The organism is Lutibacter sp., from assembly GCF_021647475.1.
In the GTDB taxonomy this organism is placed as follows: domain Bacteria; phylum Bacteroidota; class Bacteroidia; order Flavobacteriales; family Flavobacteriaceae; genus Lutibacter.
This window is the reverse complement of the sequence record NZ_JAKIUR010000046.1, coordinates 1-21,404: the sequence shown is the minus strand read 5'-3', so window position 1 is coordinate 21,404 and position 21,404 is coordinate 1. Positions and strand designations below refer to the sequence as shown.

The window sequence follows — 21,404 nt, the reverse complement described above, 5'->3', positions numbered from 1 at the left end:
GGTATAACACCAAAAGACTGCATTCTAGTTTAGGATACCTTTCTCCCCTAGAAATGGAAATAAAATTGAAAGGAATTATTAATAAAGTGGCTTAAGAAAATTGTCCCAAATTTAGTAGGTAGTCCAGGATCTTATGCAGAGCAACAAAAATCATTTAAAGAATTATTAATGATATTAATAATAGGAGGCTTACTAGTTTTTACGGTGGTATTGTTTATGTTTAAAAATATAAAGATTTCTTTAAGCGTTCTTTTGGTAAGTGCATTAGGTATTTCAGGTAGTATAATTGCTCTTTACCTAACAAATACACCACTAAATGTTGGAAGTTACACAGGTATCATTATGATTATAGGAATTATAGGGGAGAATTCAATATTTACCATTCATAAATTTTTGGATGAAAATAAAAATAACTCAACAAATAAAGCAATGAGACTTGCTGTTTCTGCTCGTTTACGACCAAGTTTAATGACGGTTTTAGCTGCAATTGTAGCATTAACACCTTTAGCATTAGGTATTGGTACAGGTGCTCAAATGCATCAACCATTGGCTATTGCTGTAATAGGGGGTTTTGTACTTGCTTTACCGTTATTGTTAATTGTGTTGCCAACGCTTATTTATAAATCTATTCAGATAAATAAGGATTAAAATGAATTTATGAGACTATACTAGATTATTAAAAATAGTAAAGACTAAATTTACGGTTCTGGAATCTCAATTATAATTGGACTAAAAGAAATTTTTTCCTTTAAAAATTGAAAAGTTATGTTAGTTATTTTTTGTTGTTGAATTTTTTCAATATCCTTTTCTGTTGCCTCAAAATCAATTTGGGTGAAACTAAATGGCGTATTTTTTATTTCATCCGATTCAATTTCCTCATGTTCTGAATTTAAAGTAAGTTTTTCGTTTTCAAAATTAAATGTTAACGTACCTCCTTCTTTTTTAATTCTTGTAGAAAAAGTTCCAATAATTGCAATTTGTATAAATGGAAAACCTCCTAATTCTTCAATATCTAAATACACATCATTAAATTCGTTTTCAGCAAATTTTGTTCCTCCATCATAATTAATTTCAGGATAATCACTTAATTTTTCAGAAATAGTGGCTTTTGGTTTTTTTTTGAAGAAGGATAACATAGTAAGTAATATTAGCTAATTATTTTTGTTACGTTATTCTGAACCTGCCTGACCAGCAGGTAGGCTTGTTTCAGAATCTTTTTTTGTTATTAATAAAAATTTTGTATCGAGAACTTTTATTTAATTACTATTCTCGATACAATTTTTTTCGTTTCTCTGTAAAAAATTACCTGCCTTGTCGTTAGGCAGACTCGAATTGACGTAATTATATTTTATAAATGAATTACTTCATCGTAAGCAGCAGCTACAGCTTCCATAACTGCTTCGCTCATAGTTGGATGCGGATGAATTGCTTTTAATATTTCGTGCCCTGTTGTTTCTAGTTTTCTGGCAACAACGGCTTCAGCAATCATGTCAGTTACACCAGCACCAATCATATGGCAACCTAACCACTCGCCATATTTTGCATCAAAAATTACTTTTACAAATCCGTCAGGTGTTCCTGCAGCTTTAGCTTTACCTGAAGCTGAGAATGGAAATTTACCAACTTTTAATTCGTATCCCTGCTCTTTTGCCTGTGCTTCTGTTAATCCAACACTTGCAATTTCAGGAGTTGCATACGTACAACCTGGAACATTACCATAATCTATAGGTTCAGTATTTAAACCTGCAATTTTTTCAACACAAGTAATTCCTTCTGCAGACGCAACGTGTGCTAAAGCAGGACCAGGAACAACATCGCCAATAGCGTAATAACCTGGGATATTAGTCTGATAAAAATCGTTCACTAAAATTTTATCCCTATCCGTTACAATGCCAACATCTTCTAATCCAATATTTTCAATATTAGATTTAATTCCAACTGCAGAAAGTAAAATATCTGCTTCTAAAATTTCTTCGCCTTTTTTAGTTTTTACTACTGCTTTAACTCCTTTACCTGAAGTATCAACTGATTCTACAGATGAATTAAGCATTACTTTAATACCTGATTTTTTAAAGGAACGTTCAAATTGTTTTGAAACATCTTCGTCTTCTAACGGAACTAAATGCGGTAAAAATTCAACAATAGTAACTTCTGTACCTATTGCATTATAAAAATGAGCAAATTCAGCACCAATAGCTCCTGAGCCAACTACAATCATTTTTTTTGGTTGTTTTGGCAATGTCATTGCTTGGCGGTAACCAATTACTTTTTTACCGTCTTGTGGTAAGCTTGGTAATTCTCTTGAACGAGCACCTGTTGCAATAATAATATGGTCGGTGCTATATTCTGTTACTTTTCCATCATTATCGGTAACATCAACTTTTTTTCCAGTTTTTAGTTTTCCAAAACCTTCAATGACCTCAATTTTATTTTTTTTCATTAAAAATTGAACACCTTTACTCATATCTTCAGCAATTCCACGACTTCTTTTTATAATAGCATCAAAATCTTTATCAATGGCTTCTGCTTTTAAACCATAAGCATCTACATGTTTTAAATAATCGTACACTTGGGCACTTTTTAGTAGGGCTTTGGTAGGAATACATCCCCAGTTTAAACAAATTCCGCCTAAATTTTCTCTTTCTATAATTCCAACTTTAAAGCCAAGTTGTGAAGCTCTAATGGCAGTTACATATCCTCCGGGTCCACTTCCTATAATTAGTATATCGTATTTCATAATTTTAATTTTCTAAGTTAACAGCTGTTTATACTGCAAATTTAAGTATTTATTCTTTTTAATTTTTAAATGTCTTGTTCAATTCACTAAAAGGATTTCGAATCTTTAAATAACTTATAGTTTCTTCACTTTATTTTTTTAATGAACATTAACTCGTTGTGCATTTTGACCCTTTAAACTTACTGTTACGTTAGTTCGAGCCTACCTGACGGCAAGGCAGGTAATTTTTGATAAAAAATTGTATCGAGAATAGCTGTTCCTCAATAAAATTATTATTCTCGATACTAATTTTATGCCTAAAAAGGCTAAAATTCACTCGAATTGACGAAATTTTATCAAAATGCACAACGGGTGAACATTATTCTATTTTTATTTAGATTGCCACATTTTGTTGAAATAACAAAATTCGCAATGATATTATTTTTGCTTTAAATTACATTCTTTCAGGAACATTAATTCCTAATAATTTAAATGCAGCTTTTATAATTTTACCTACTTTTTCAGAAAGTTGGGTTCTTCTAATTTTTTCTTGTTCATTTTCACATCCTAAAATAGGAACGGTTTGATAAAATGAATTGTATTCTTTTACTAAATCATAGGTATAATTAGCAATTAAAGCTGGACTATGATTTGCTGCTGCATTTTGAATAATTTCAGGAAATAGCAATAATTGTTTAATTAACGACCGTTCTTTTTCATGTAAAGATACTTCATTTACTTTGCTTAATGTGATCTGGTAATCAAAATTTGCTTTCCTTAAAATCGATTGAATTCTGGCATAGGTATATTGAATAAACGGGCCCGTATTACCTGCAAAATCGACAGATTCTTCAGGGTTAAATAGAATTCGTTTTTTAGGATCAACCTTTAAGATATAATATTTTAAAGCACCTAAACCAATGGTTTTATACAATACTTCTTTTTCTTCGGTGGAATATCCTTCTAGTTTTCCTAATTCTTGAGAAATACTGCGTGCTGTATTGGTCATTTCTAGCATTAAATCATCTGCATCTACAACCGTTCCTTCTCTAGATTTCATTTTACCACTAGGTAAATCTACCATTCCGTAGGATAAATGATAGCAATTTTTTGCCCACGTGTAGCCTAATTTAGATAAGATTAAAAATAATACCTTAAAATGATAATCTTGTTCATTACCAACGGTATAAATTAAAGATTCTAAATCAAAATCTTTAAAACGTTCAATGGCGGTTCCTATATCTTGCGTCATATAAACTGCTGTTCCGTCTGCACGCAATACAATTTTTTCATCTAAACCTTCTTCGGTTAAATCAATCCAAACCGAACCATCTTCTTTTTTAAAGAAAATTCCTTTTTTTAAGCCTTCAGCAACCACATCTTTTCCTAACAAATACGTATTACTTTCGTAATAGTTTTTATCAAAATTTACACCTAATGCTGTATAAGTGATATCAAAGCCATCAAAAACCCATTGATTCATTTTTTTCCAAAGTGCAACTACTTCTGTATCTCCAGCTTCCCATTTACGTAGCATTTGTTGAGCTTCTACTAAAATAGGTGCTTGTTTTTTTGCTTCCTCTTCTGTTTTTCCTTTAGCAATTAATTTGGTAATTTCCTTTTTATATTCTTGGTCAAATTTCACATAATAATTACCTACTAATTTATCACCTTTTAAGCTAGTACTTTCAGGAGTTTCACCATTTCCATAACGTTGCCACGCCAACATACTTTTGCAAATATGAATTCCTCTATCGTTTATTATTTGCGTTTTATACACTTTTTTACCAGACGCGGCAATAATTTCAGCCACGGAATAACCCAATAAATTATTTCTGATATGTCCTAAATGAAGCGGTTTGTTAGTATTTGGCGAAGAATATTCTACCATTACCGCTTTAGCTTTTGGATTGGGAGTAACAAAACCAAAATTTTCAATTTTATAGATGGTATTAAAGCTGTTTAAAAAATAAGAATCACTAATAACAAGATTTAAAAAACCTTTAACTACATTAAAACTGCTTACTTCGGTTACATTTTCTACTAAATATTCTCCGAGTTTTGTGCCAATTTCAACAGGATTTCCTTTTATTAAGCGTAAAAATGCAAATACAACAATAGTGAAATCTCCTTCAAAATCCTTTTTAGTTGCTTGAAATTCAACGGAATCAATAGTTACGTTGCAAATTTTTTGCAAACCTTTTTTAACTGCCTGTTCTAATATTTTTTGCATTATTTTAATGGGTAATAATTTGAAGTGCAAAAATAGTAAATTACAATTTGTTTTTACTGTTTTACAAATTCAAATTCGGTAATACTAAAATTGAAATGTTGTTTTTTAGTGAAAATATTATTTTTTCATAAAAAGTAAAATACAAAGTTGTAACAAAGTATATTTGCACTATGGATGAATTTTTAAAAGAACTACCAAAACTTGCTGAAGAAAAGTTAATAGAAAACAAAAAATATTTTGCTAAATTAAAAAAGCGAACTCCAAAAAAGCTAGATTTAATTATGCAGGATTTGCATAAAAAGGAATTTAAAAAAACAGATTGTTTAACCTGTGCAAATTGTTGTAAAACTACTAGTCCAATTTTTACAGATAAAGATATTCAGCGTATTGCAAAGCATTTGAAAATGAAAGTTGTGAATTTTATTTCGCAATATTTAGAGCGTGATACGGACGATTTTTACGTATTAAAAACAGCACCTTGCACTTTTTTAGATTTGAGTGATAATACTTGTTTTATTTATGATGTTAGACCAAAAGCGTGTAGTGAATATCCACATACCAATCGTAGAAAATTTATCCAATTAACCACTTTAACTATAAAAAACACGGAGATTTGTCCGGCGGTTTATAATATTGTGGAGGAATTGAAAAAGAAGTTGATATTGTAAATTAAATTGTTTAATCTGCAAACTCTGTCATTGGGATAGAGGCACAACTGAAGCATTCTGTTACATTGTAGTTCTAATTTATGATTACTTCACTACATTTCATTTCGTTCGCAATGACGTCACTGCGAGGAGTATTTAACGACGTGGCAGTCTTTTATTCAACAAACAGCCTTGTTTTTTACCCTTAACTTTTCTTTGTTAAGTGTCAAATTAAACTCTTATGCAAACATAGGATGACGTACATTTTTATTTCACCTTAGTATTATAAAAAAATAGTTTTTTACGAGTATATAAATATATAAAAAGTAAGTCCCACCGAAGCAGGACTCAAGATTTTCATCTACGGCATATAGCCTTATTGTGATAAGATTAAAGATTAGAATAATTTTTTCACATTTCAAATGTACAATTTTTATTTTTAAATAGCACAAAAGCAGTTAATTTTAATCCATTCTAAATTAGACTTTATTATTTTGTTTAATAGTTAAAATGCTTACTTTAGACACTTACTTTATTAAAGTAAAATTGCTAAAAAATAAATAAATTATGTCAAAAATTTTAGGATTAGATTTAGGTACCAATTCTATTGGTTGGGCGGTAGTGGAAAATGAAAGCGAAAAAAATAAAGAAACTTTTGAATTAAAAAATAAAGGTGTCATTATTTTTTCAGAAGGAGTAAAAAGTGAAAAAGGTAACGAAATTTCACGAGCAGCAGAAAGAACGGAATTTAGAAGTGCTAGAAGATTAAAATTTAGAAGAAAATTAAGAAAGTTTGAAACTCTTCTTGTATTGTCAAAGAATGGAATGTGCCCTTTAAATGAAAATGAAGTTATAGATTGGAAAAAATCTGGATTTAAAAAGTATCCAATCAATGAAGATTTTTTATATTGGTTACAAACAGATAATCAAGGAAGTAAAGATAATAAAGAAGAAAGAATAATAAGAAAAAGTGCTGTAAAAAATCCGTATTATCTTAGAGATAAAGCAAGTAGGCAAAAAATAAATAAATTAGAATTAGGAAGAGTATTTTATCATATAGCTCAACGTAGAGGCTTTTTGAGTAATAGATTAGATCAAAGCGATAAAGGGATTATTGAAATCCATAAACCAAATTTACTTGATATTTTAGAAGAAAGCAAAACAATAACTGAATTAACTCTTACAATTACTGAGTATTTTGAAAATATTGAGATTGCGAATAAAAAGAAAAAAGATTTAGATGCTGGAGGTCAAAAATTATACTCATTATATTATTTATTTCTGAAAGTTTTAAAAGAAAAAGAGGATTTAAAAATATTAAAAAATAAAATTGGTGAAAGGCTTAATAGAAAAGAAAATTTAGGAAAAGTAAAGCAAGGAATAGATGATTTAAATGAGAAAATTAAAAAGGGTGATTTTAAGACGCTTGGCCAATACTTTTATTCAATTTATGGAAAAACTAATCAACGAATTAGAAACCAATATACGGCAAGAGAAGAACATTATATAGAAGAATTTGAACAAATATGCAAGGTTCAAGATTTAGGAGAAATTAATCGAACCGAAAACGAACCAAGTAAAAGGTATAAAGGCTTAACTCTTGCCTTATACAAAGCTATTTTTTATCAACGCCCTTTAAAATCTCAAAAAGGATTGGTTGGTAAATGCACTTTAGAACCTACAAAATATCGTTGTCCAGTTTCTCGACCAGAATTCGAAGAATATAGAATGTATCAATATTTAAATAATTTTAAAATTAAAACTCCTGAAAATGAAAAGTTAAGGGAATTGACAGAAGATGAAAAGGAAAAAATTAAACCTTTGTTTTTTAGAAAAAAAACACACTTTGACTTTGAGGAAGTTGTAAAAAAAATAATTCCTAAAAATGAAATAGCAGTATTTTATAAAAGTAAAGATGCTATAACTGCAAAATATATAGTTAATTATAAGTTAAATGCTTCTTTAAGTAATTGCCCAACAATTGCTCATTTTAGAACTATTTTTGGTGAAGATTGGAAAAACCTAAATTATTCCTATAAAACAATAGGTAAAAAGGGAGTAGAAAAAGCACGAACTATAAATTATCAAGATATTTGGCATGTTTGGACAACCTTTACAACTAATGAAAAGCTGTATGGTTTTGCATTTAAAAAATTAGACCTTGCACCAGAAGTTGCACTTAAGTTTTCTAAAGTAACCTTAAAAAAAGATTATGCTTCGGTAAGTCTCAAGGCTATAAATGGTATTCTACCTTACTTAAAAGAAGGCTTAATTTATTCGCATGCTGTTTTTATGGCAAATATGAAAAATGTGGTAAAAGAACAAATTTGGTATAATAAAGAAGATAGAGATTTAATACAATTAGAAACTAAAAAGATAATTGATAATCATCGAGTTGAAAACAAATTGTTGTTTGTAATTAATAGTTATATTAAAATAAATTTTAAAAACTCATATTCTAAACAAGCAGATTTTATTTATAGAAAAGAGTTAGAAAAATCATTTGAATTTGAATTTGGAAAGAAAAAATGGACATCAATAAATGCAGACGGTCTATTTGAAGATAATTATACTGTTTTTGTAGAACAATTCAAGAAAAAAGAATTTCTTCAAATTAAAAGAATTGATGAGAAGGTTATAGACTTTTTAAATGGTAAAAACCAAACAGGAGAAGTTTATTTAAAAGATCTCAAACATTCAAATAAACTATATCACCCATCTGACATTGAAAAATTTAAATTAGAAAAGGTAAAAAATAAAGAAGGTGAAGTATGTACAATTTTAGGTAGTCCATTATCTAATTCTATTAAAAATCCGATGGCTATGAAGTCATTACATAAAGTCAGAAAACTAATAAATACTTTGATTTTAGAAGAGGTAATTGACGAAAACACAAAAGTTCATATTGAATTAGCACGAGAATTAAATGATGCTAACAAAAGAAAAGCTATGCAAAAATGGCAAAAAGATAGAGAAGATGAACGAATAAATTATAGAAAAGCGATAAAAGAACTTTATAAAGAAGATTATGAGCCTACAGAAACAGATTTAGATAAATTTAAAATGATGTTGGAGCAAAGGGCTGATGGTAAAATTATTTCTAAAGAAGATATTTTGAAATATAAACTTTGGAAAGAACAAAATCATATTTGTTTATACACAGGAAATACTATTAATCTTGAAAGTTTTTTAGGTAAAAATCCTAAATACGATATAGAGCATACAATTCCAAGGAGTATTTCAATTGATGATTCTCAAATGAATAAAACACTTTGCGAAAGTAAATTTAATAGAGATATAAAGAAGAACCAAATTCCTTTTCAATTAAGTAATCATTCTGAAATAATGAGTAGAATTTATCATTGGAAAGGTAAACTTGATAAATTAGAAACTGAAATCAAAGGATTGGTAAAAGCCTCAAAAACAGCAACAGATAAAGAGGCAAAGGATAGAATTATACAAAAACGCCATTATTTAAAAATGGAGTATAATTACTGGAAAGGGAAATATGAAAGGTTTGAAAAAGAAGAAATAAAAGCAGGATTTAAAAATAGCCAAATTGTGGATATTGGGATTATTACAAAATATGCACAACAGTATTTAAAATCATATTTCAAAAAAGTGTATTCTGTAAAAGGTACAATGGTTGACCAATTTAAAAAATCTTGGGGAATAAAAAAAACTATAAAAGACAAAGATGGTATAGAGAAAAAGGATCGTTCAAATCACATTCATCATTGTGAAGATGCAATTACAATTGCGTGTATGACCAAAAATAAATATGATTTACTTGCTCACGCTTGGGGTTTAGAAGAAAAAGGAGAACTAAAAAAAGCAAGAAAAGAATTAGAAAACAATAAACCTTGGAAAACTTTTACTGAAGATGTAAAAAATATTTATAAAGAAGTATTAATTGTACACAGTCACAAAGATAAAGTGCCAATGCAAAGCAAAAAGAAGTTGCGAAAACGGGGTAAAATACAGTATAATAAAAATGGAGAGGCAATTTATCAACAAGGAGATACGGTAAGAGGCTCTTTACATTTAGATACTTTTTATGGAGCAATATTGCAACAAGATGCGGTAAACAGTAAACCCTTTGCTAAAGATAAAGGAGGAAATGGTATTATTAAATATGTAGTTAGAAAACCTTTAGATGGAATTAAGAAAACAGATATAGATAAGATTGTTGATGAAGCTGTAAAAAAAATCATTAAACAAGCAATAAAAGATGATATTTTAGTTGCAAAAAAAGATGTTTACAAAATTGAAATAGGTAAAACAGTTTGGATGAATGAAGAAAAACAAATACCTATTCGTAAAGTTAGGGTTTATACCCCATCAATTAAAAATCCGTTGAAAGATTTTAAAAAGCATAGTGTAAAAGATAAATCTAAACACCCTCATAAACGAGAATATTATGTTCAAAATGATGAAAATTATTGCATGGCTATTTATGAAGGAGAAGATAAAAAAGGAAACATTAAAAGAACGTTTGAATTAATTAATATGTTAGAAGCGGGTAATTATTATAAATTAAGTAACAAGAGCAATGCAAAAGAAAATGAAATAGTTCCAATAAAAGATTTTAAAACTAATTTTCCTTTAAAATATTTATTAACTAAAAATACTCAAGTCCTTTTTTATCAAAATAATTTAGAAGAAATATGGGAAATTGATTCAATTGAAAAACAAAAAAGACTCTATAAAATAATTGGTTTTGAAGCAGATGGAAGAATACAATTGAGGTTTCATCAAACTGCAATGCAACAAAGCAGTACAAACGCAGATGAATTAACTATTGTAAAGTACATGAAGGATAATAATTTAAAAAACTCTGAAGTAAACTATACAAATCCTGTACCTTGGTTAAGGCTTAGTAAAGGCAATTTAAATTTCATTGTTAATGGTGTTGATTTTAAAATTACACCATTAGGTAAAATAGAAAAACTATAATATTTAATTAAAACTTGTCATTCCGACAACGGAGGAATCGCATATTATTAAAAATTATGATAGAATTTAAAGAAAGCATTTATTCTTTTTATGTGTATATAATTACAAACACCTACCGTACTACTTTTTATATTGGTGTAACTAATAATTTGAATAGACGTTTGCAAGAGCATAATAAAAACATAGAAAAAAATAAAAAAACATTTGCTGCCAAATATAATTTAAAAGATTTAGTGTATTATCAAAAATTCGGTTGGGTACAGCAAGCCATTGCACGTGAAAAAGAATTGAAAGGATGGCGTAGAAAAAAGAAATTAGATTTGATTAAAGCTTTTAACCCAACTTTTAAATCATTGAATCATCTTTTTGAACAAAAAGTAGAATTGTAAAATTAAAAGTAGTAAGTTCTTTGAAATATTGGGTTGTTATTCTAATGGTTCATTTTGTCATATCGAGTAGGCAAGGTATCACATTGTGATAAGGCATAATGCGATTCCTCCTTTGTTGGAATGATAGGAAAGGATTTATTATTTCAATAGTTTATTTTGTCATGTACTGAGTTGTTAATTTAATGGTTCATTTTGTCATACCGAGTAGGCGAGGTATTACATTGTGATAAGGCATAATGCGATTCCTCCTTTGTTGGAATGACAGGAAAGGATTTATTATTTCAATAGTTCATTTTGTCAAGTGCTGAGTTGTTAATTTAATGGTTCATTTTGTCATACCGAGTAGGCGAGGTATTACATTGTGATAAGGCATAATGCGATTCCTCCTATTGTTGGAATGACAGGAAAGGATTTATTATTTCAATAGTTTATTTTGTCAAGTGCTGAGTTGTTAATTTAATGGTTCATTTTGTCATACCGAGCAGGCGAGGTATTACATTGTGATAGGGCATAATGCGATTCCTCCTTTGTCGGAATGACAGGAGAACCATCTTTGTTAATTTAATGGTTCATTTTGTCATACCGAGTAGGCGAGGTATTACATTGTGATAAGGCATAATGCGATTCCTCCTTTGTCGGAATGACAGGAGAACCGTCTTTGTTAATTTAAGGGTTCATTTTGTCATACCGAGTAGGTGAGGTATCACATTGTGATAAGTATAATGCGATTCCTCCTTTGTCGGAATGACAGGAAAGGATTTATGATTTCAATAGTTCATTTTGTCAAGTGCTGAGTTGTTAATTTAATATTTCATTTTGTCATACCGAGTAGGCGAGGTATCACATTGAGATAAGCCGTAATGCGAGATTCCTTCTTTGTTGGTTTGATTAAAGATTAGAAATGACGATATTAAAGTAACACTTCTTTTATCCAATACAGGTGTTGTGGTTTGATTAAAGATTAGAAATGACGATATTAAATGGTACTCAAACCAGTCGACATAATTTGTTGTGGTTTGATTAAAGATTAGAAATGACGATATTAACACTGTTTAAATGGTGTTATAGTAGTTTGTTGTGGTTTGATTAAAGATTAGAAATGACGATATTATAAATGCCAACATTCCGATGACAAATACTGTTGTGGTTTGATTAAAGATTAGAAATGACGATATTTCAACGTCATCGTGTCCTATGAGCTCTGTAGTTGTGGTTTGATTAAAGATTAGAAATGACGATATTACTTTCTAAATTAGTATTGGTTGTTTTTGTGTTGTGGTTTGATTAAAGATTAGAAATGACGATATTACTATACTTTTTAATTAACCTACTCCAGCTGTTGTGGTTTGATTAAAGATTAGAAATGACGATATTTCTTTGTAGTTTCATAACATCTACACTAATGTTGTGGTTTGATTAAAGATTAGAAATGACGATATTTATTTAATCTTATAACATGATTAAAATACAGTTGTGGTTTGATTAAAGATTAGAAATGACGATATTTTTATTCTAGTATATCCATCTAAAACAACAGTTGTGGTTTGATTAAAGATTAGAAATGACGATATTATTGAATTTATCACATAAAGCCACCCATTTGTTGTGGTTTGATTAAAGATTAGAAATGACGATATTTGAAAAATTTACCCGTATTGAAGGAACGCTGTTGTGGTTTGATTAAAGATTAGAAATGACGATATTTGGTGTAATGAGTGACTTAAGTCATTCTATGTTGTGGTTTGATTAAAGATTAGAAATGACGATATTTTTTTGTCTTTTACAATTCTTCGTTTTACTGTTGTGGTTTGATTAAAGATTAGAAATGACGATATTCCCTTTAGAACGCTGAACGGTCAATGTTTTGTTGTGGTTTGATTAAAGATTAGAAATGACGATATTAAAATAATAGCTTTTAAATTCATTTCTCTAGTTGTGGTTTGATTAAAGATTAGAAATGACGATATTTGAACTAGTCTATTATTACGAGCCGCACCAGTTGTGGTTTGATTAAAGATTAGAAATGACGATATTGGTAGGATTCGGTAATACTACAGCCGACCTGTTGTGGTTTGATTAAAGATTAGAAATGACGATATTTCAGCAAGTATTTCATTACTAGCAATGTTAGTTGTGGTTTGATTAAAGATTAGAAATGACGATATTTGCACTTGTTCCATTATAAGCTGTAAAACTGTTGTGGTTTGATTAAAGATTAGAAATGACGATATTAGTTGCACTGTTAGCTTCTAATAATCAAAAGATTAATTAAGAATATCGTTTAAAAAAATGCTTCTTTTTTGTTGTGATAAGGCAAAATTGAGGCATTTTTTTCATTCAAACGTGGTTTACAAACACTTCATCTTATTGGTGTATTTGTGAATTGAAAAAGATTGTATTAAAAATTATTAGATAATTCAATTAAATAGTTATACCCAAATGCAGTTGCTATTGCCATACCAAAACTTAATAATGTACCTATTAGAATGTATTCGGTGAGATTTCTATCTTTAGCATTAGATAAATCTCCAAATCTAAATACAGATTTTGCAGCAAGAAGAAAGCCAATTCCTTCCCAATAATTCATAAGAATGAAAGAAAAAATAAATAACCGTTCTAATATTCCTATGTATTTACCCGCTTGATTTGTAGAGTCATTATTTATTTTCCATTTAGATATAAGTATTTTTATTATAACAGAAGACACGTAAGTTGTTATTAAAATAAATGTTATTAATAGTAATGATTTTATGGAGTAAATTGAAGTTAAATCTATTTTGAAAGGGTAGTAATAATAGATTACCCCTGTAATAACAATAAAATGCAGTATTTGATCTGCAAAAAATAATATACGTGAATCAACTTTTTTATTTAAGTATAGTTTTACAAGGTCAGTTATATAATGTGAAATAATTACTATAATGATACCTTTCCAGTAATTGAAATTAAATTGAAGTGCAATTAATAATAAAACGGTATGAATTAATATATGCCAATATAAATATTTTGATTTGTATTTCCTTTTTTTCTTATGTTTAACCCATTTATTAGGTTGAAATAAAAAATCACCCATTAAGTGAGCTAGAATAAATTTTATGGCTAATGTTAACATTTGTTTTTAATTTCTTGTTGGTAATAAAAAAGTAATTTTTGAATTTCGTAAAAACCGCCTCTTTTTAAGCTAGTACTTATGTTACTTTGTTTTTTATTAAGTAAAAGAGCTAATTTTTTTTGATTAATTTTATGTTCAAATGCTATTGCAGTTTTAATAATCAAAGAAGAAGTTGGAGTCCAGTTGTCCATAGTAAGAGTAGCAAGGCTAAACATTAAATTCATGGTCTTATCAAACTCTTTCCATACAGTTTGAATGGCAAGGGTTTGTTTTTTTAGTTTTTCAAAAGATTGCCCTGAATAAATAAAAGCACTTCCGTTTGATTCAGTGATTTTTTCTGATTTATATGTTTTTTCGCCAATACCAATGGCTATTCTAACATCTAATGATTTAAACTGTTTTATAGTAGATTTGATTAGTATTGCTGCTTTTAATGCTTCGGCAGGTGTTATTTCTATTTGAAAGCTATCTCCTCTATATATTTCCCAAGTTTTTGGTTTTGAGCCATATTTATTTAATACCTTTTTTAGCTCAGGCATCCATTGCTGTGCATCTACTTCTCTAGAATTTATTACATCTCCAGTTATGATTGCTATCATAAAACTTAATTTTATTCAAATATATATGCTTTTTTGCATATAATCAAATATATATGCTTTTTTACATATAATTTATTTTATATTCTTTTTTGCATATAATGTAAAATAGAAATTATAATTCAGAAATAAATTTTTGAAACGGAATTAGGATGAGGTATAATATTTAATAAAATACTTCTTTTTTGTTGTGATAAGACAAGATTGGAAGCATTTTTTATTTAAAATAATTCTAATTGCATTGGTGGTGGTTCTTTAGGAACTTCTGCAATTCCCCAAAAATTTAAAATATTCCCAAATTGTTTATCTGTAATACGCAAAATACTTACTTTGCCTAATGGAGGTAATAATTTTTTAATTCTTTTTTCATGAACATCAGCACTTTCACTACTTGCACAATGCCTAGTATAAACGGAGTATTGCATCATAGTAAATCCATCTTTTAATAAATTTTTTCTAAATTGCTGTGCATTTCTACGATCTTTTTTAGTTTCAGTTGGTAAATCAAAAAATACAAATAACCACATAATTCTATAAGCATTTAATTCCATAAACTTGGATAATTAATTTTTTTTAATTTTCCAGTATAACATTGTTGTAAAGAACTAGTAGTTTTTGATAGTGCAACCATTAAAGGACTTTTTACACCATCAAAATAAACTGTTTCTGTTAATATACTTAAAAGTTGTGCTTTAATGGCAGTAGTTAATTCTTTTTCAGATGAAGTAGCTAATATTTCAATAACTTTAGCATCCACCAAAGGTCTAAAAGGTTCCATAATATCATCAGCTAAACAAAACGCATTATATTTATTATGATGATGAATTCCAAGAGTGCTAAGTAATCCACTACCAGCAATTGCACGGGCTACAGCTGCTCTTAAAATAATATAGCCATAGTTTAAAAATAGATTAGGAAAATCACCATAGCGTTCTCTTTTAAATTTAAAATCAAAAATATGCTTCCAATAATGGGCTGCTGCTGCACCTTCCATATTTTCGGTATCACCACTTAATACTTTTGATTCATAATAATTTAAAACTTTAAAAGGTTTTTTATGTATTTTTAATAGTGTAGCTTGATGCTTTATTTTTGTTTTTACAGTATGTTGCCAAAGTTGTTTTTTTAATGGAATAGAAGCATTTATCTGATTTGCAAATAATTCTTGCTGAATATAATGATTGTTTAAATTTAGCAACATGCTTGTTGGCATATGTTTCACATCACAAAAAATTACCGCTACATTGTTATCTGAAAGTTTGGTTAATGTAGGTATAGAAATGTAAATTTCAGGATGTTCGAGTACTACAAATCCTATATCTTCAATTGGTGTAGTTACTTCTCTATGCTCTGTTTTAATTACTAATTGTTCAAATTTAGTGGTTAAAGATGCTTTATTACCAAAAAAAAGGGTACGTTTAATCATAACTTTTTCATTTAACAATTTTGAAGATTAAAAATACTTAAATTTTTAAATGAAGTCAACTAAGTAATTTATTATTTGATGTTAATTTTTTTAAGTAAAAATTAAGGATAGATTAAATATTTTATCCTTATTTTTTTAAATAGTTCAATTTTAGGTTGCCAAGAATTATGAATTTCTTCAGCTGTTTTTCCTTCTTTTAGTTGCTTTTCTAAGATTAAATTACCTACATGTTTTGTGAAAGTTGTACCAAAAAAAGTCATATTCTTTGGCGTTTTTTGATAAGCATCTATCAAATATTGGATATTTACAGTTTTTAACTTTGCTACATTTTTTAAATTAACACCATAACATAATTTATTTTCAAACTTAGGATGTTTAGCTCCAAAATTTGGTTTTGGTGTATAACTAAAATTACTTTTAGGGAAAAACGGAGCTCCATATTGTTGAAATTGATATTCCGTTCCTCTACCTGCATTGATGGTAGTTCCTTCAAAAAAACCTAAACTTGGATATAAATTTATAGCTTTATCATTAGGTAAATTTGGGGAAGGACGAATAGGTAAAGAATATCGACTTTGATGGGTGTAATTTTTTAAAGGAATAATGATCAAATTACAAGTTACGCCATTTTTTAACCAATGTTCGCCATTAATCATTTTTGCATATTCGCCAATAGTCATTCCATAAACCAAAGGCACCGGATGCATTCCTACAAAACTTTTATATTTAAGGTCTAAAGTTGGTCCATCAATATAATATCCGTTAGGATTTGGTCTGTCTAATACAATTAAAGGAATATTATTTTCAGCACAAGCCTCCATTACATAATGCAACGTTGAAATGTAGGTGTAAAAACGAACGCCAACATCTTGAATATCAAAAACTACTACATTAATTCCTTTTAATTGTTCTTTTGTTGGTTTTTTGTTTTTCCCATAAAGAGATACAATTGGTAAACCTGTTTTTTCATCAATTCCATTGGTTACTTTTTCACCTGCATTTGCAGATCCTCTAAATCCATGTTCAGGAGAAAAAACTTTTTTAACTGCAATTTTTAAAGATAATAAGCTATCAACCAGATGTGTATAATTATTTTTATCTTTTTTGTTTGAATTTTCCCCTTTAAATATTACTGAAGTTTGGTTAGCAACTATAGCAATATTTTTATTTTGAATTAAGGGAAAATAAATAGCAGTTTGCTGTGCTCCAGTTAAAATAGGAAATGAATTGTTTTGTGAATTATTTACAGATTTTTTAGGTTGAACTTGAGAACAAGAAATCATTAAAAAAAACAACAGAAAAACCGCTAATAAATATGTATTTTTGAAAAATATAGAAATCATTTAAAATTGAATTACGAATTATTTATTGCCAAACGAATTATCGCTGCAAAGCGATATAAAAGTAGTATATCATCTCCAATAATAAAAATTGCGAGTATTGCCATTGCTATTGGCATTATTATTATGATGATTTCTGTGGCTACAGGTATTGGTTTACAAAAAAAAATTAGAGAAAAAATTGCAGGATTTAATGGTCATATTCAAATTACAAATTTTGATAATAATAATTCTCAAATTACTTTAAAACCAGTTTCAACCAATCAAAATTTTTATCCAAAATTTAAATCTGTTTCTGGTATTAAAAATATTCAAGTTTATGCTACCAAAGCAGGAATTATTAGAACTCCTACTGATTTTGAAGGTGTTGTTTTTAAAGGTGTTTCAAGCGATTATAACTGGACTTTTTTTAAAGATTATTTAGTAAAAGGGAAATTGCCTAAATACACTCAAAAAACCTCTAATGAAGTTTTAATTTCAGAAGAAATTTCAAAGCGGTTACATATAAATTTAAATGATGAGTTTAACATCATTTTTGTAAAAGATAACCCTTCTAAACCTCCTTTTATTAGAGTATTAAAAGTGGTTGGAATTTACAATTCAGGGTTTGAAGATTTTGATAAAAATTATGTAATTGGAGATATTCATCATATCCAAAAAATGAATAAATGGGACAAAAATGAAGTTGGTGGTTTTGAAATAATTTTAAATAATTTTGATGAAATTCAATCAAAAACAAAAGAAATTTATCAAAATATAGGTTCTACTTTAAATTGTGAAAATATTATAGAAAAATATCCCGGAATTTTTGAATGGATAAATCTATTTGATAATAATATTTTTCTAATTATTACCATTATGATTTTGGTTGCAGGCATTAATATGATTACTGCATTATTAGTTTTAATTTTAGAACGTACACAAATGATTGGTATTTTAAAGGCATTAGGCTCTCAAAATAAAAGCATCAGAAAAATATTTTTATATAATGCTACCTATATTATTTTAAAAGGTTTGTTTTGGGGAAATTTAATAGGTTTATTGCTATTAGCTATTCAAAAATATACAGGAATAATTACTTTAAATCCAAACACGTATTATGTAAGTAAAGTGCCTATATATATAAGTTTTAATTACATTATACTCCTAAATATAGGTACTTTGGTTTTGTGCGTAATTATGTTATTAATTCCATCAATAATTATCACTAAAATAAGTCCAGTAAAATCAATAAAATTTGAATAAAATTTATTCTTTACTTGTTTGGTATTTCTCCATTCTTGCATTTTCCTAAATAATCGCTTTTGTGCAGAGCTAAGTGAGCTGTAACAGCAGGTAATGTAATATTAATAGTTTGTGCATTTTTTGGATTACCAGGAGGAACATGGCACAAATCAACTTTGTGGTGATCTGCTTTTAAAATAAAAAAGCTTAAAGATAGCGAAGTAGCAATTCCTAAATAAAGTAATTTAAGTCTCATAACAAATAATTTTAATATTAGTAAATAAATTGACTTTAGTGGGGAAAACAATTAAAATAAAATTGTTTCTAAAAATTAGCAATTATTTTAGGGGACAAATAACTGTTGCTAATGTATAAATAAAAATTTAATTATCAAATGATTATGTTCATTTAGTTATTAACATATAAAACTTGAATGTTATAATATTTCGTAACTTATAATTACTTACTATCTTTGCACCCTCAAATAAAAATATGGATTATTCAGAAAATATATTAGGTACCATCGGCAACACACCTTTAGTAAAATTAAATGCTACAGTAAAAGAAATTGATGCTTTGGTATTGGCTAAAATTGAAACTTTTAACCCTGGAAATTCAGCTAAAGATAGAATGGCTGTTAAAATGATTGAAGATGCAGAAGCTCAGGGTTTGTTAAAACCAGGCGGAACTATTATTGAAGGTACATCTGGAAATACAGGTATGGGCTTGGCTTTGGTAGCTATAATAAAAGGATATAAACTTATTTGTGTAATTAGCGATAAACAATCTAAAGAAAAAATGGATATTTTAAGAGCCGTTGGTTCTGAAGTAATTGTTTGTCCTACGGATGTAGAAGCAGACGATCCTCGTTCTTATTATTCAGTTTCTAAAAGATTAGCAGCTGAAACTCCAAACTCTTGGTACGTAAATCAATATGATAATCCATCAAATTCTTTAGCACATTATCAAAGTACTGGTCCTGAAATTTGGGAGCAAACCGATGGTAAAATCACCCATTTTGTGGTGGGAGTTGGCACAGGTGGTACAATCTCAGGAATTGGAAAATACTTAAAAGAAAAAAATCCGAATATAAAAGTTTGGGGAATTGATACTTATGGCTCTGTTTTTAAAAAATATCATGAAACTGGTATTTTTGATGAAAATGAAATTTATTCATACATAACAGAAGGTATTGGTGAAGATATTATTCCTAAAAATGTTGATTTTAGTGTTATTGATGGATTTACAAAGGTTACGGATAAAGATGGTGCAATTTACACTCGAAAAATAGCTAAAGAAGAAGGAATTTTTGTTGGAAATTCTGCTGGCTCAGCAGTAAAAGGTTTATTACAATTAAAACATCATTTTAAAAAAGACGATGTTGTAGTTGTTTTATTTCATGACCATGGAAGCCGTTATGTAGGAAAAATGTTTAATGATAATTGGATGCGAGAACGTGGGTTTTTAGATAGTGAAAAAGTTACCGCATTAGATTTGGTTGAAGATAGAGTTAACGTTCCGTTATTGACCGTAAAAACTGAAGAGTTGGTTTGGCATGCTATTGAACGAATGAGAACCAACAATATATCACAATTACCAGTGGTTGATGTTAACGGTTTTGTTGGATCGGTTGATGAAAGCGATTTGTTTAAATTGTATTTTAATGATAAAGAAAGTACAAGTACTCCAATAAAAAAGGTAATGAGTAAATCATTTCCTATAGTTAAAAAAAATACATCTATTGATGCTATTTCCAAATTAATTAATAGAGAAAATAGTGCAGTTTTAGTAGATTTAGAAAATGGAAAATATCAAATAATTACTAAATATGATGTAATAAAATCTATTCATTAAATATTTGATTATCAGATTTTTGCAAGTATTAATTTTATGAGTTATTGGGCATAGTTTTAATATTCTTCAACTTTCACTACAAACTTTCCTACAAGTGTTGATTTTACATTTATTGGTATAACAATTGGGATGAAAACATTATTTACAAACCCAGCAGTATTTGTTATAAACTTATATATTTTTTCAAAAAGATTTGTATTGTCAGAAAATAATAAAAATTCAAATTTTGTATTCTTAGTTCTATTGTCAAATTGAATATTCCAAACTCTATTTAGAGTTAATGGTCCTTTTTCATAATTAAAATAAGTTGAATCTAATTTTGTGAAAATGTTATCATTTTTATTTATTGTAGAAATTTGAGGAATAAACATATATTTTTTAAATCCAGCACAATTGCACAAACTACTTACTTTTATTTTATATTTTTTATTTGGCTTTAATTCTAGTGAAAATTTTTGATAATTAGATTTAATAGAATCATTATAAATTAACACTGAATCATTGAGTGTTAATTTGTTTTTAAAGTTACTATTTGCGAGTAGTTGTTTTGTATTTGATTTATCAACATCAAATATATTAACTGATTGTTTGTCCTTTATCCGAATATATCCCTCATTTGGAATAATTTTTTTTGAACAAGCCGTTAAAACTAAAATAATTAATATAAAATTATTGAGTTAGTCATTTAGTTACCGTATATTTATCTCTTTAAACAAAGAGATATGGAACAATTTAAAGGGCAAGATATACTAAACTTTATAAAAGAACTACCAAATGATGATGTTTGTAAAGCCTATTTAGCTAAAATAAAGTGGCAAGATGGTTTTACTTGTAGTAAATGTGGAGGTACAAAAGGTTGTGAGAAGTCAGGATATAATTACCATTGTTATGCTTGTGATCATGTAGAAAGT

At 28.2% G+C, this 21,404-nt stretch carries 17 protein-coding genes and 1 CRISPR repeat array; of the genes, 7 read left to right on the top strand and 10 right to left on the bottom strand.

All coding sequences use genetic code 11. The features are described 5' to 3' along the window. The first annotated feature begins 81 nt into the window (after window positions 1–81). Window positions 82–648, top strand: coding sequence for an efflux RND transporter permease subunit (locus L3J60_RS10705; protein ID WP_366837229.1), 567 nt, complete (start codon window positions 82–84; stop codon window positions 646–648). A gap of 50 nt (window positions 649–698) precedes the next feature. Here the strand turns inward: L3J60_RS10705 and L3J60_RS10700 are convergent, their stop codons facing one another. The 3 genes from L3J60_RS10700 to argS form a co-directional block, all read right to left on the bottom strand. Beyond that, window positions 699–1,136: a hypothetical protein gene (locus L3J60_RS10700; protein WP_291975518.1), complete on the bottom strand. Its 438-nt coding sequence runs from the start codon at window positions 1,134–1,136 to the stop codon at window positions 699–701. Between the two features lie 212 nt (window positions 1,137–1,348). Then, entirely contained in the window at window positions 1,349–2,737 is a 1,389-nt protein-coding gene (gene lpdA, locus L3J60_RS10695; RefSeq protein WP_291975517.1) for a dihydrolipoyl dehydrogenase, read from the bottom strand. A 433-nt stretch (window positions 2,738–3,170) separates the two neighbouring features. Further along, window positions 3,171–4,949: an arginine--tRNA ligase gene (argS, locus tag L3J60_RS10690; RefSeq protein WP_291975515.1), complete on the bottom strand. Its 1,779-nt coding sequence runs from the start codon at window positions 4,947–4,949 to the stop codon at window positions 3,171–3,173. Between the two features lie 170 nt (window positions 4,950–5,119). On the opposite strand from argS, the gene L3J60_RS10685 reads away from it, so the two are divergent. The 3 genes from L3J60_RS10685 to L3J60_RS10675 all read left to right on the top strand — a co-directional run bounded on the left by L3J60_RS10685 (window position 5,120) and on the right by L3J60_RS10675 (window position 10,941). Further along, window positions 5,120–5,617 carry a YkgJ family cysteine cluster protein gene (locus L3J60_RS10685; protein ID WP_291975514.1) on the top strand — a complete coding sequence of 166 codons (498 nt, stop codon included), beginning with the start codon at window positions 5,120–5,122 and terminating at the stop codon, window positions 5,615–5,617. Window positions 5,618–6,163: 546 nt separating this feature from the next. Continuing rightward, entirely contained in the window at window positions 6,164–10,552 is a 4,389-nt protein-coding gene (cas9, locus tag L3J60_RS10680; protein ID WP_291975513.1) for a type II CRISPR RNA-guided endonuclease Cas9, read from the top strand. Window positions 10,553–10,608: 56 nt separating this feature from the next. Then, on the top strand, window positions 10,609–10,941 hold the full coding sequence (locus L3J60_RS10675; protein ID WP_291975511.1) for a GIY-YIG nuclease family protein: 333 nt from the start codon (window positions 10,609–10,611) through the stop codon (window positions 10,939–10,941). Between the two features lie 876 nt (window positions 10,942–11,817). Continuing rightward, a CRISPR array of direct repeats spans window positions 11,818–13,173; the repeat unit is 36 nt; unit sequence GTTGTGGTTTGATTAAAGATTAGAAATGACGATATT. Window positions 13,174–13,339: 166 nt separating this feature from the next. Here the strand turns inward: L3J60_RS10675 and L3J60_RS10670 are convergent. The 5 genes from L3J60_RS10670 to L3J60_RS10650 all read right to left on the bottom strand — a co-directional run bounded on the left by L3J60_RS10670 (window position 13,340) and on the right by L3J60_RS10650 (window position 17,418). Continuing rightward, on the bottom strand, window positions 13,340–14,053 hold the full coding sequence (locus L3J60_RS10670) for a DUF3307 domain-containing protein (protein WP_291975510.1): 714 nt from the start codon (window positions 14,051–14,053) through the stop codon (window positions 13,340–13,342). Then, a complete protein-coding gene (locus tag L3J60_RS10665) occupies window positions 14,047–14,652 on the bottom strand; it encodes a SatD family protein (protein WP_291975509.1) in 606 nt (201 codons plus the stop codon). The genes L3J60_RS10670 and L3J60_RS10665 overlap by 7 nt, the downstream gene beginning before the upstream one ends. Before the next feature lie 218 nt (window positions 14,653–14,870). Then, window positions 14,871–15,200 (bottom strand): CRISPR-associated endonuclease Cas2, encoded by a 330-nt coding sequence (cas2, locus tag L3J60_RS10660; protein WP_291975508.1) that lies wholly within the window; start codon window positions 15,198–15,200, stop codon window positions 14,871–14,873. Further along, complete coding sequence (gene cas1 / locus L3J60_RS10655; protein WP_291975507.1) at window positions 15,191–16,075, bottom strand: type II CRISPR-associated endonuclease Cas1; 885 nt, start codon at window positions 16,073–16,075, stop codon at window positions 15,191–15,193. Before cas1 ends, cas2 begins: the two co-directional genes overlap by 10 nt. A gap of 101 nt (window positions 16,076–16,176) precedes the next feature. Continuing rightward, a complete protein-coding gene (locus L3J60_RS10650) occupies window positions 16,177–17,418 on the bottom strand; it encodes a DUF1343 domain-containing protein (RefSeq protein ID WP_291975506.1) in 1,242 nt (413 codons plus the stop codon). Between the two features lie 6 nt (window positions 17,419–17,424). On the opposite strand from L3J60_RS10650, the gene L3J60_RS10645 reads away from it, so the two are divergent. Beyond that, the gene (locus L3J60_RS10645) at window positions 17,425–18,660 is read left to right on the top strand and encodes an FtsX-like permease family protein (protein ID WP_291975505.1); all 1,236 of its coding nucleotides are present in this window, start codon (window positions 17,425–17,427) and stop codon (window positions 18,658–18,660) included. 10 nt (window positions 18,661–18,670) lie between these two features. Here the strand turns inward: L3J60_RS10645 and L3J60_RS10640 are convergent, their stop codons facing one another. Further along, window positions 18,671–18,895: a hypothetical protein gene (locus tag L3J60_RS10640; RefSeq protein WP_291975504.1), complete on the bottom strand. Its 225-nt coding sequence runs from the start codon at window positions 18,893–18,895 to the stop codon at window positions 18,671–18,673. Window positions 18,896–19,131: 236 nt separating this feature from the next. Here L3J60_RS10640 and L3J60_RS10635 point away from each other — a divergent pair, with 236 nt between their 5' ends. Then, on the top strand, window positions 19,132–20,493 hold the full coding sequence (locus L3J60_RS10635; protein WP_291975503.1) for a pyridoxal-phosphate dependent enzyme: 1,362 nt from the start codon (window positions 19,132–19,134) through the stop codon (window positions 20,491–20,493). 56 nt (window positions 20,494–20,549) lie between these two features. Here L3J60_RS10635 and L3J60_RS10630 read toward each other — a convergent pair whose 3' ends face one another. Then, the gene (locus L3J60_RS10630; RefSeq protein WP_291975502.1) at window positions 20,550–20,987 is read right to left on the bottom strand and encodes a hypothetical protein; all 438 of its coding nucleotides are present in this window, start codon (window positions 20,985–20,987) and stop codon (window positions 20,550–20,552) included. 228 nt (window positions 20,988–21,215) lie between these two features. On the opposite strand from L3J60_RS10630, the gene L3J60_RS10625 reads away from it, so the two are divergent. Further along, window positions 21,216–21,404, top strand: a 189-nt coding sequence (locus L3J60_RS10625) for a transposase (protein ID WP_291975501.1), incomplete at its 3' end; no start/stop codon positions are given.

Coding starts and splice junctions, on each gene's coding strand:
- L3J60_RS10700 (WP_291975518.1), bottom strand. CDS start 1,136: ATGTTATCCTTCTTCAAAAAAAAACCAAAAGCCACTATTTCTGAAAAA.
- lpdA (WP_291975517.1), bottom strand. CDS start 2,737: ATGAAATACGATATACTAATTATAGGAAGTGGACCCGGAGGATATGTA.
- argS (WP_291975515.1), bottom strand. CDS start 4,949: ATGCAAAAAATATTAGAACAGGCAGTTAAAAAAGGTTTGCAAAAAATT.
- L3J60_RS10685 (WP_291975514.1), top strand. CDS start 5,120: ATGGATGAATTTTTAAAAGAACTACCAAAACTTGCTGAAGAAAAGTTA.
- cas9 (WP_291975513.1), top strand. CDS start 6,164: ATGTCAAAAATTTTAGGATTAGATTTAGGTACCAATTCTATTGGTTGG.
- L3J60_RS10675 (WP_291975511.1), top strand. CDS start 10,609: ATGATAGAATTTAAAGAAAGCATTTATTCTTTTTATGTGTATATAATT.
- L3J60_RS10670 (WP_291975510.1), bottom strand. CDS start 14,053: ATGTTAACATTAGCCATAAAATTTATTCTAGCTCACTTAATGGGTGAT.
- L3J60_RS10665 (WP_291975509.1), bottom strand. CDS start 14,652: ATGATAGCAATCATAACTGGAGATGTAATAAATTCTAGAGAAGTAGAT.
- cas2 (WP_291975508.1), bottom strand. CDS start 15,200: ATGGAATTAAATGCTTATAGAATTATGTGGTTATTTGTATTTTTTGAT.
- cas1 (WP_291975507.1), bottom strand. CDS start 16,075: ATGATTAAACGTACCCTTTTTTTTGGTAATAAAGCATCTTTAACCACT.
- L3J60_RS10650 (WP_291975506.1), bottom strand. CDS start 17,418: ATGATTTCTATATTTTTCAAAAATACATATTTATTAGCGGTTTTTCTG.
- L3J60_RS10640 (WP_291975504.1), bottom strand. CDS start 18,895: ATGAGACTTAAATTACTTTATTTAGGAATTGCTACTTCGCTATCTTTA.
- L3J60_RS10635 (WP_291975503.1), top strand. CDS start 19,132: ATGGATTATTCAGAAAATATATTAGGTACCATCGGCAACACACCTTTA.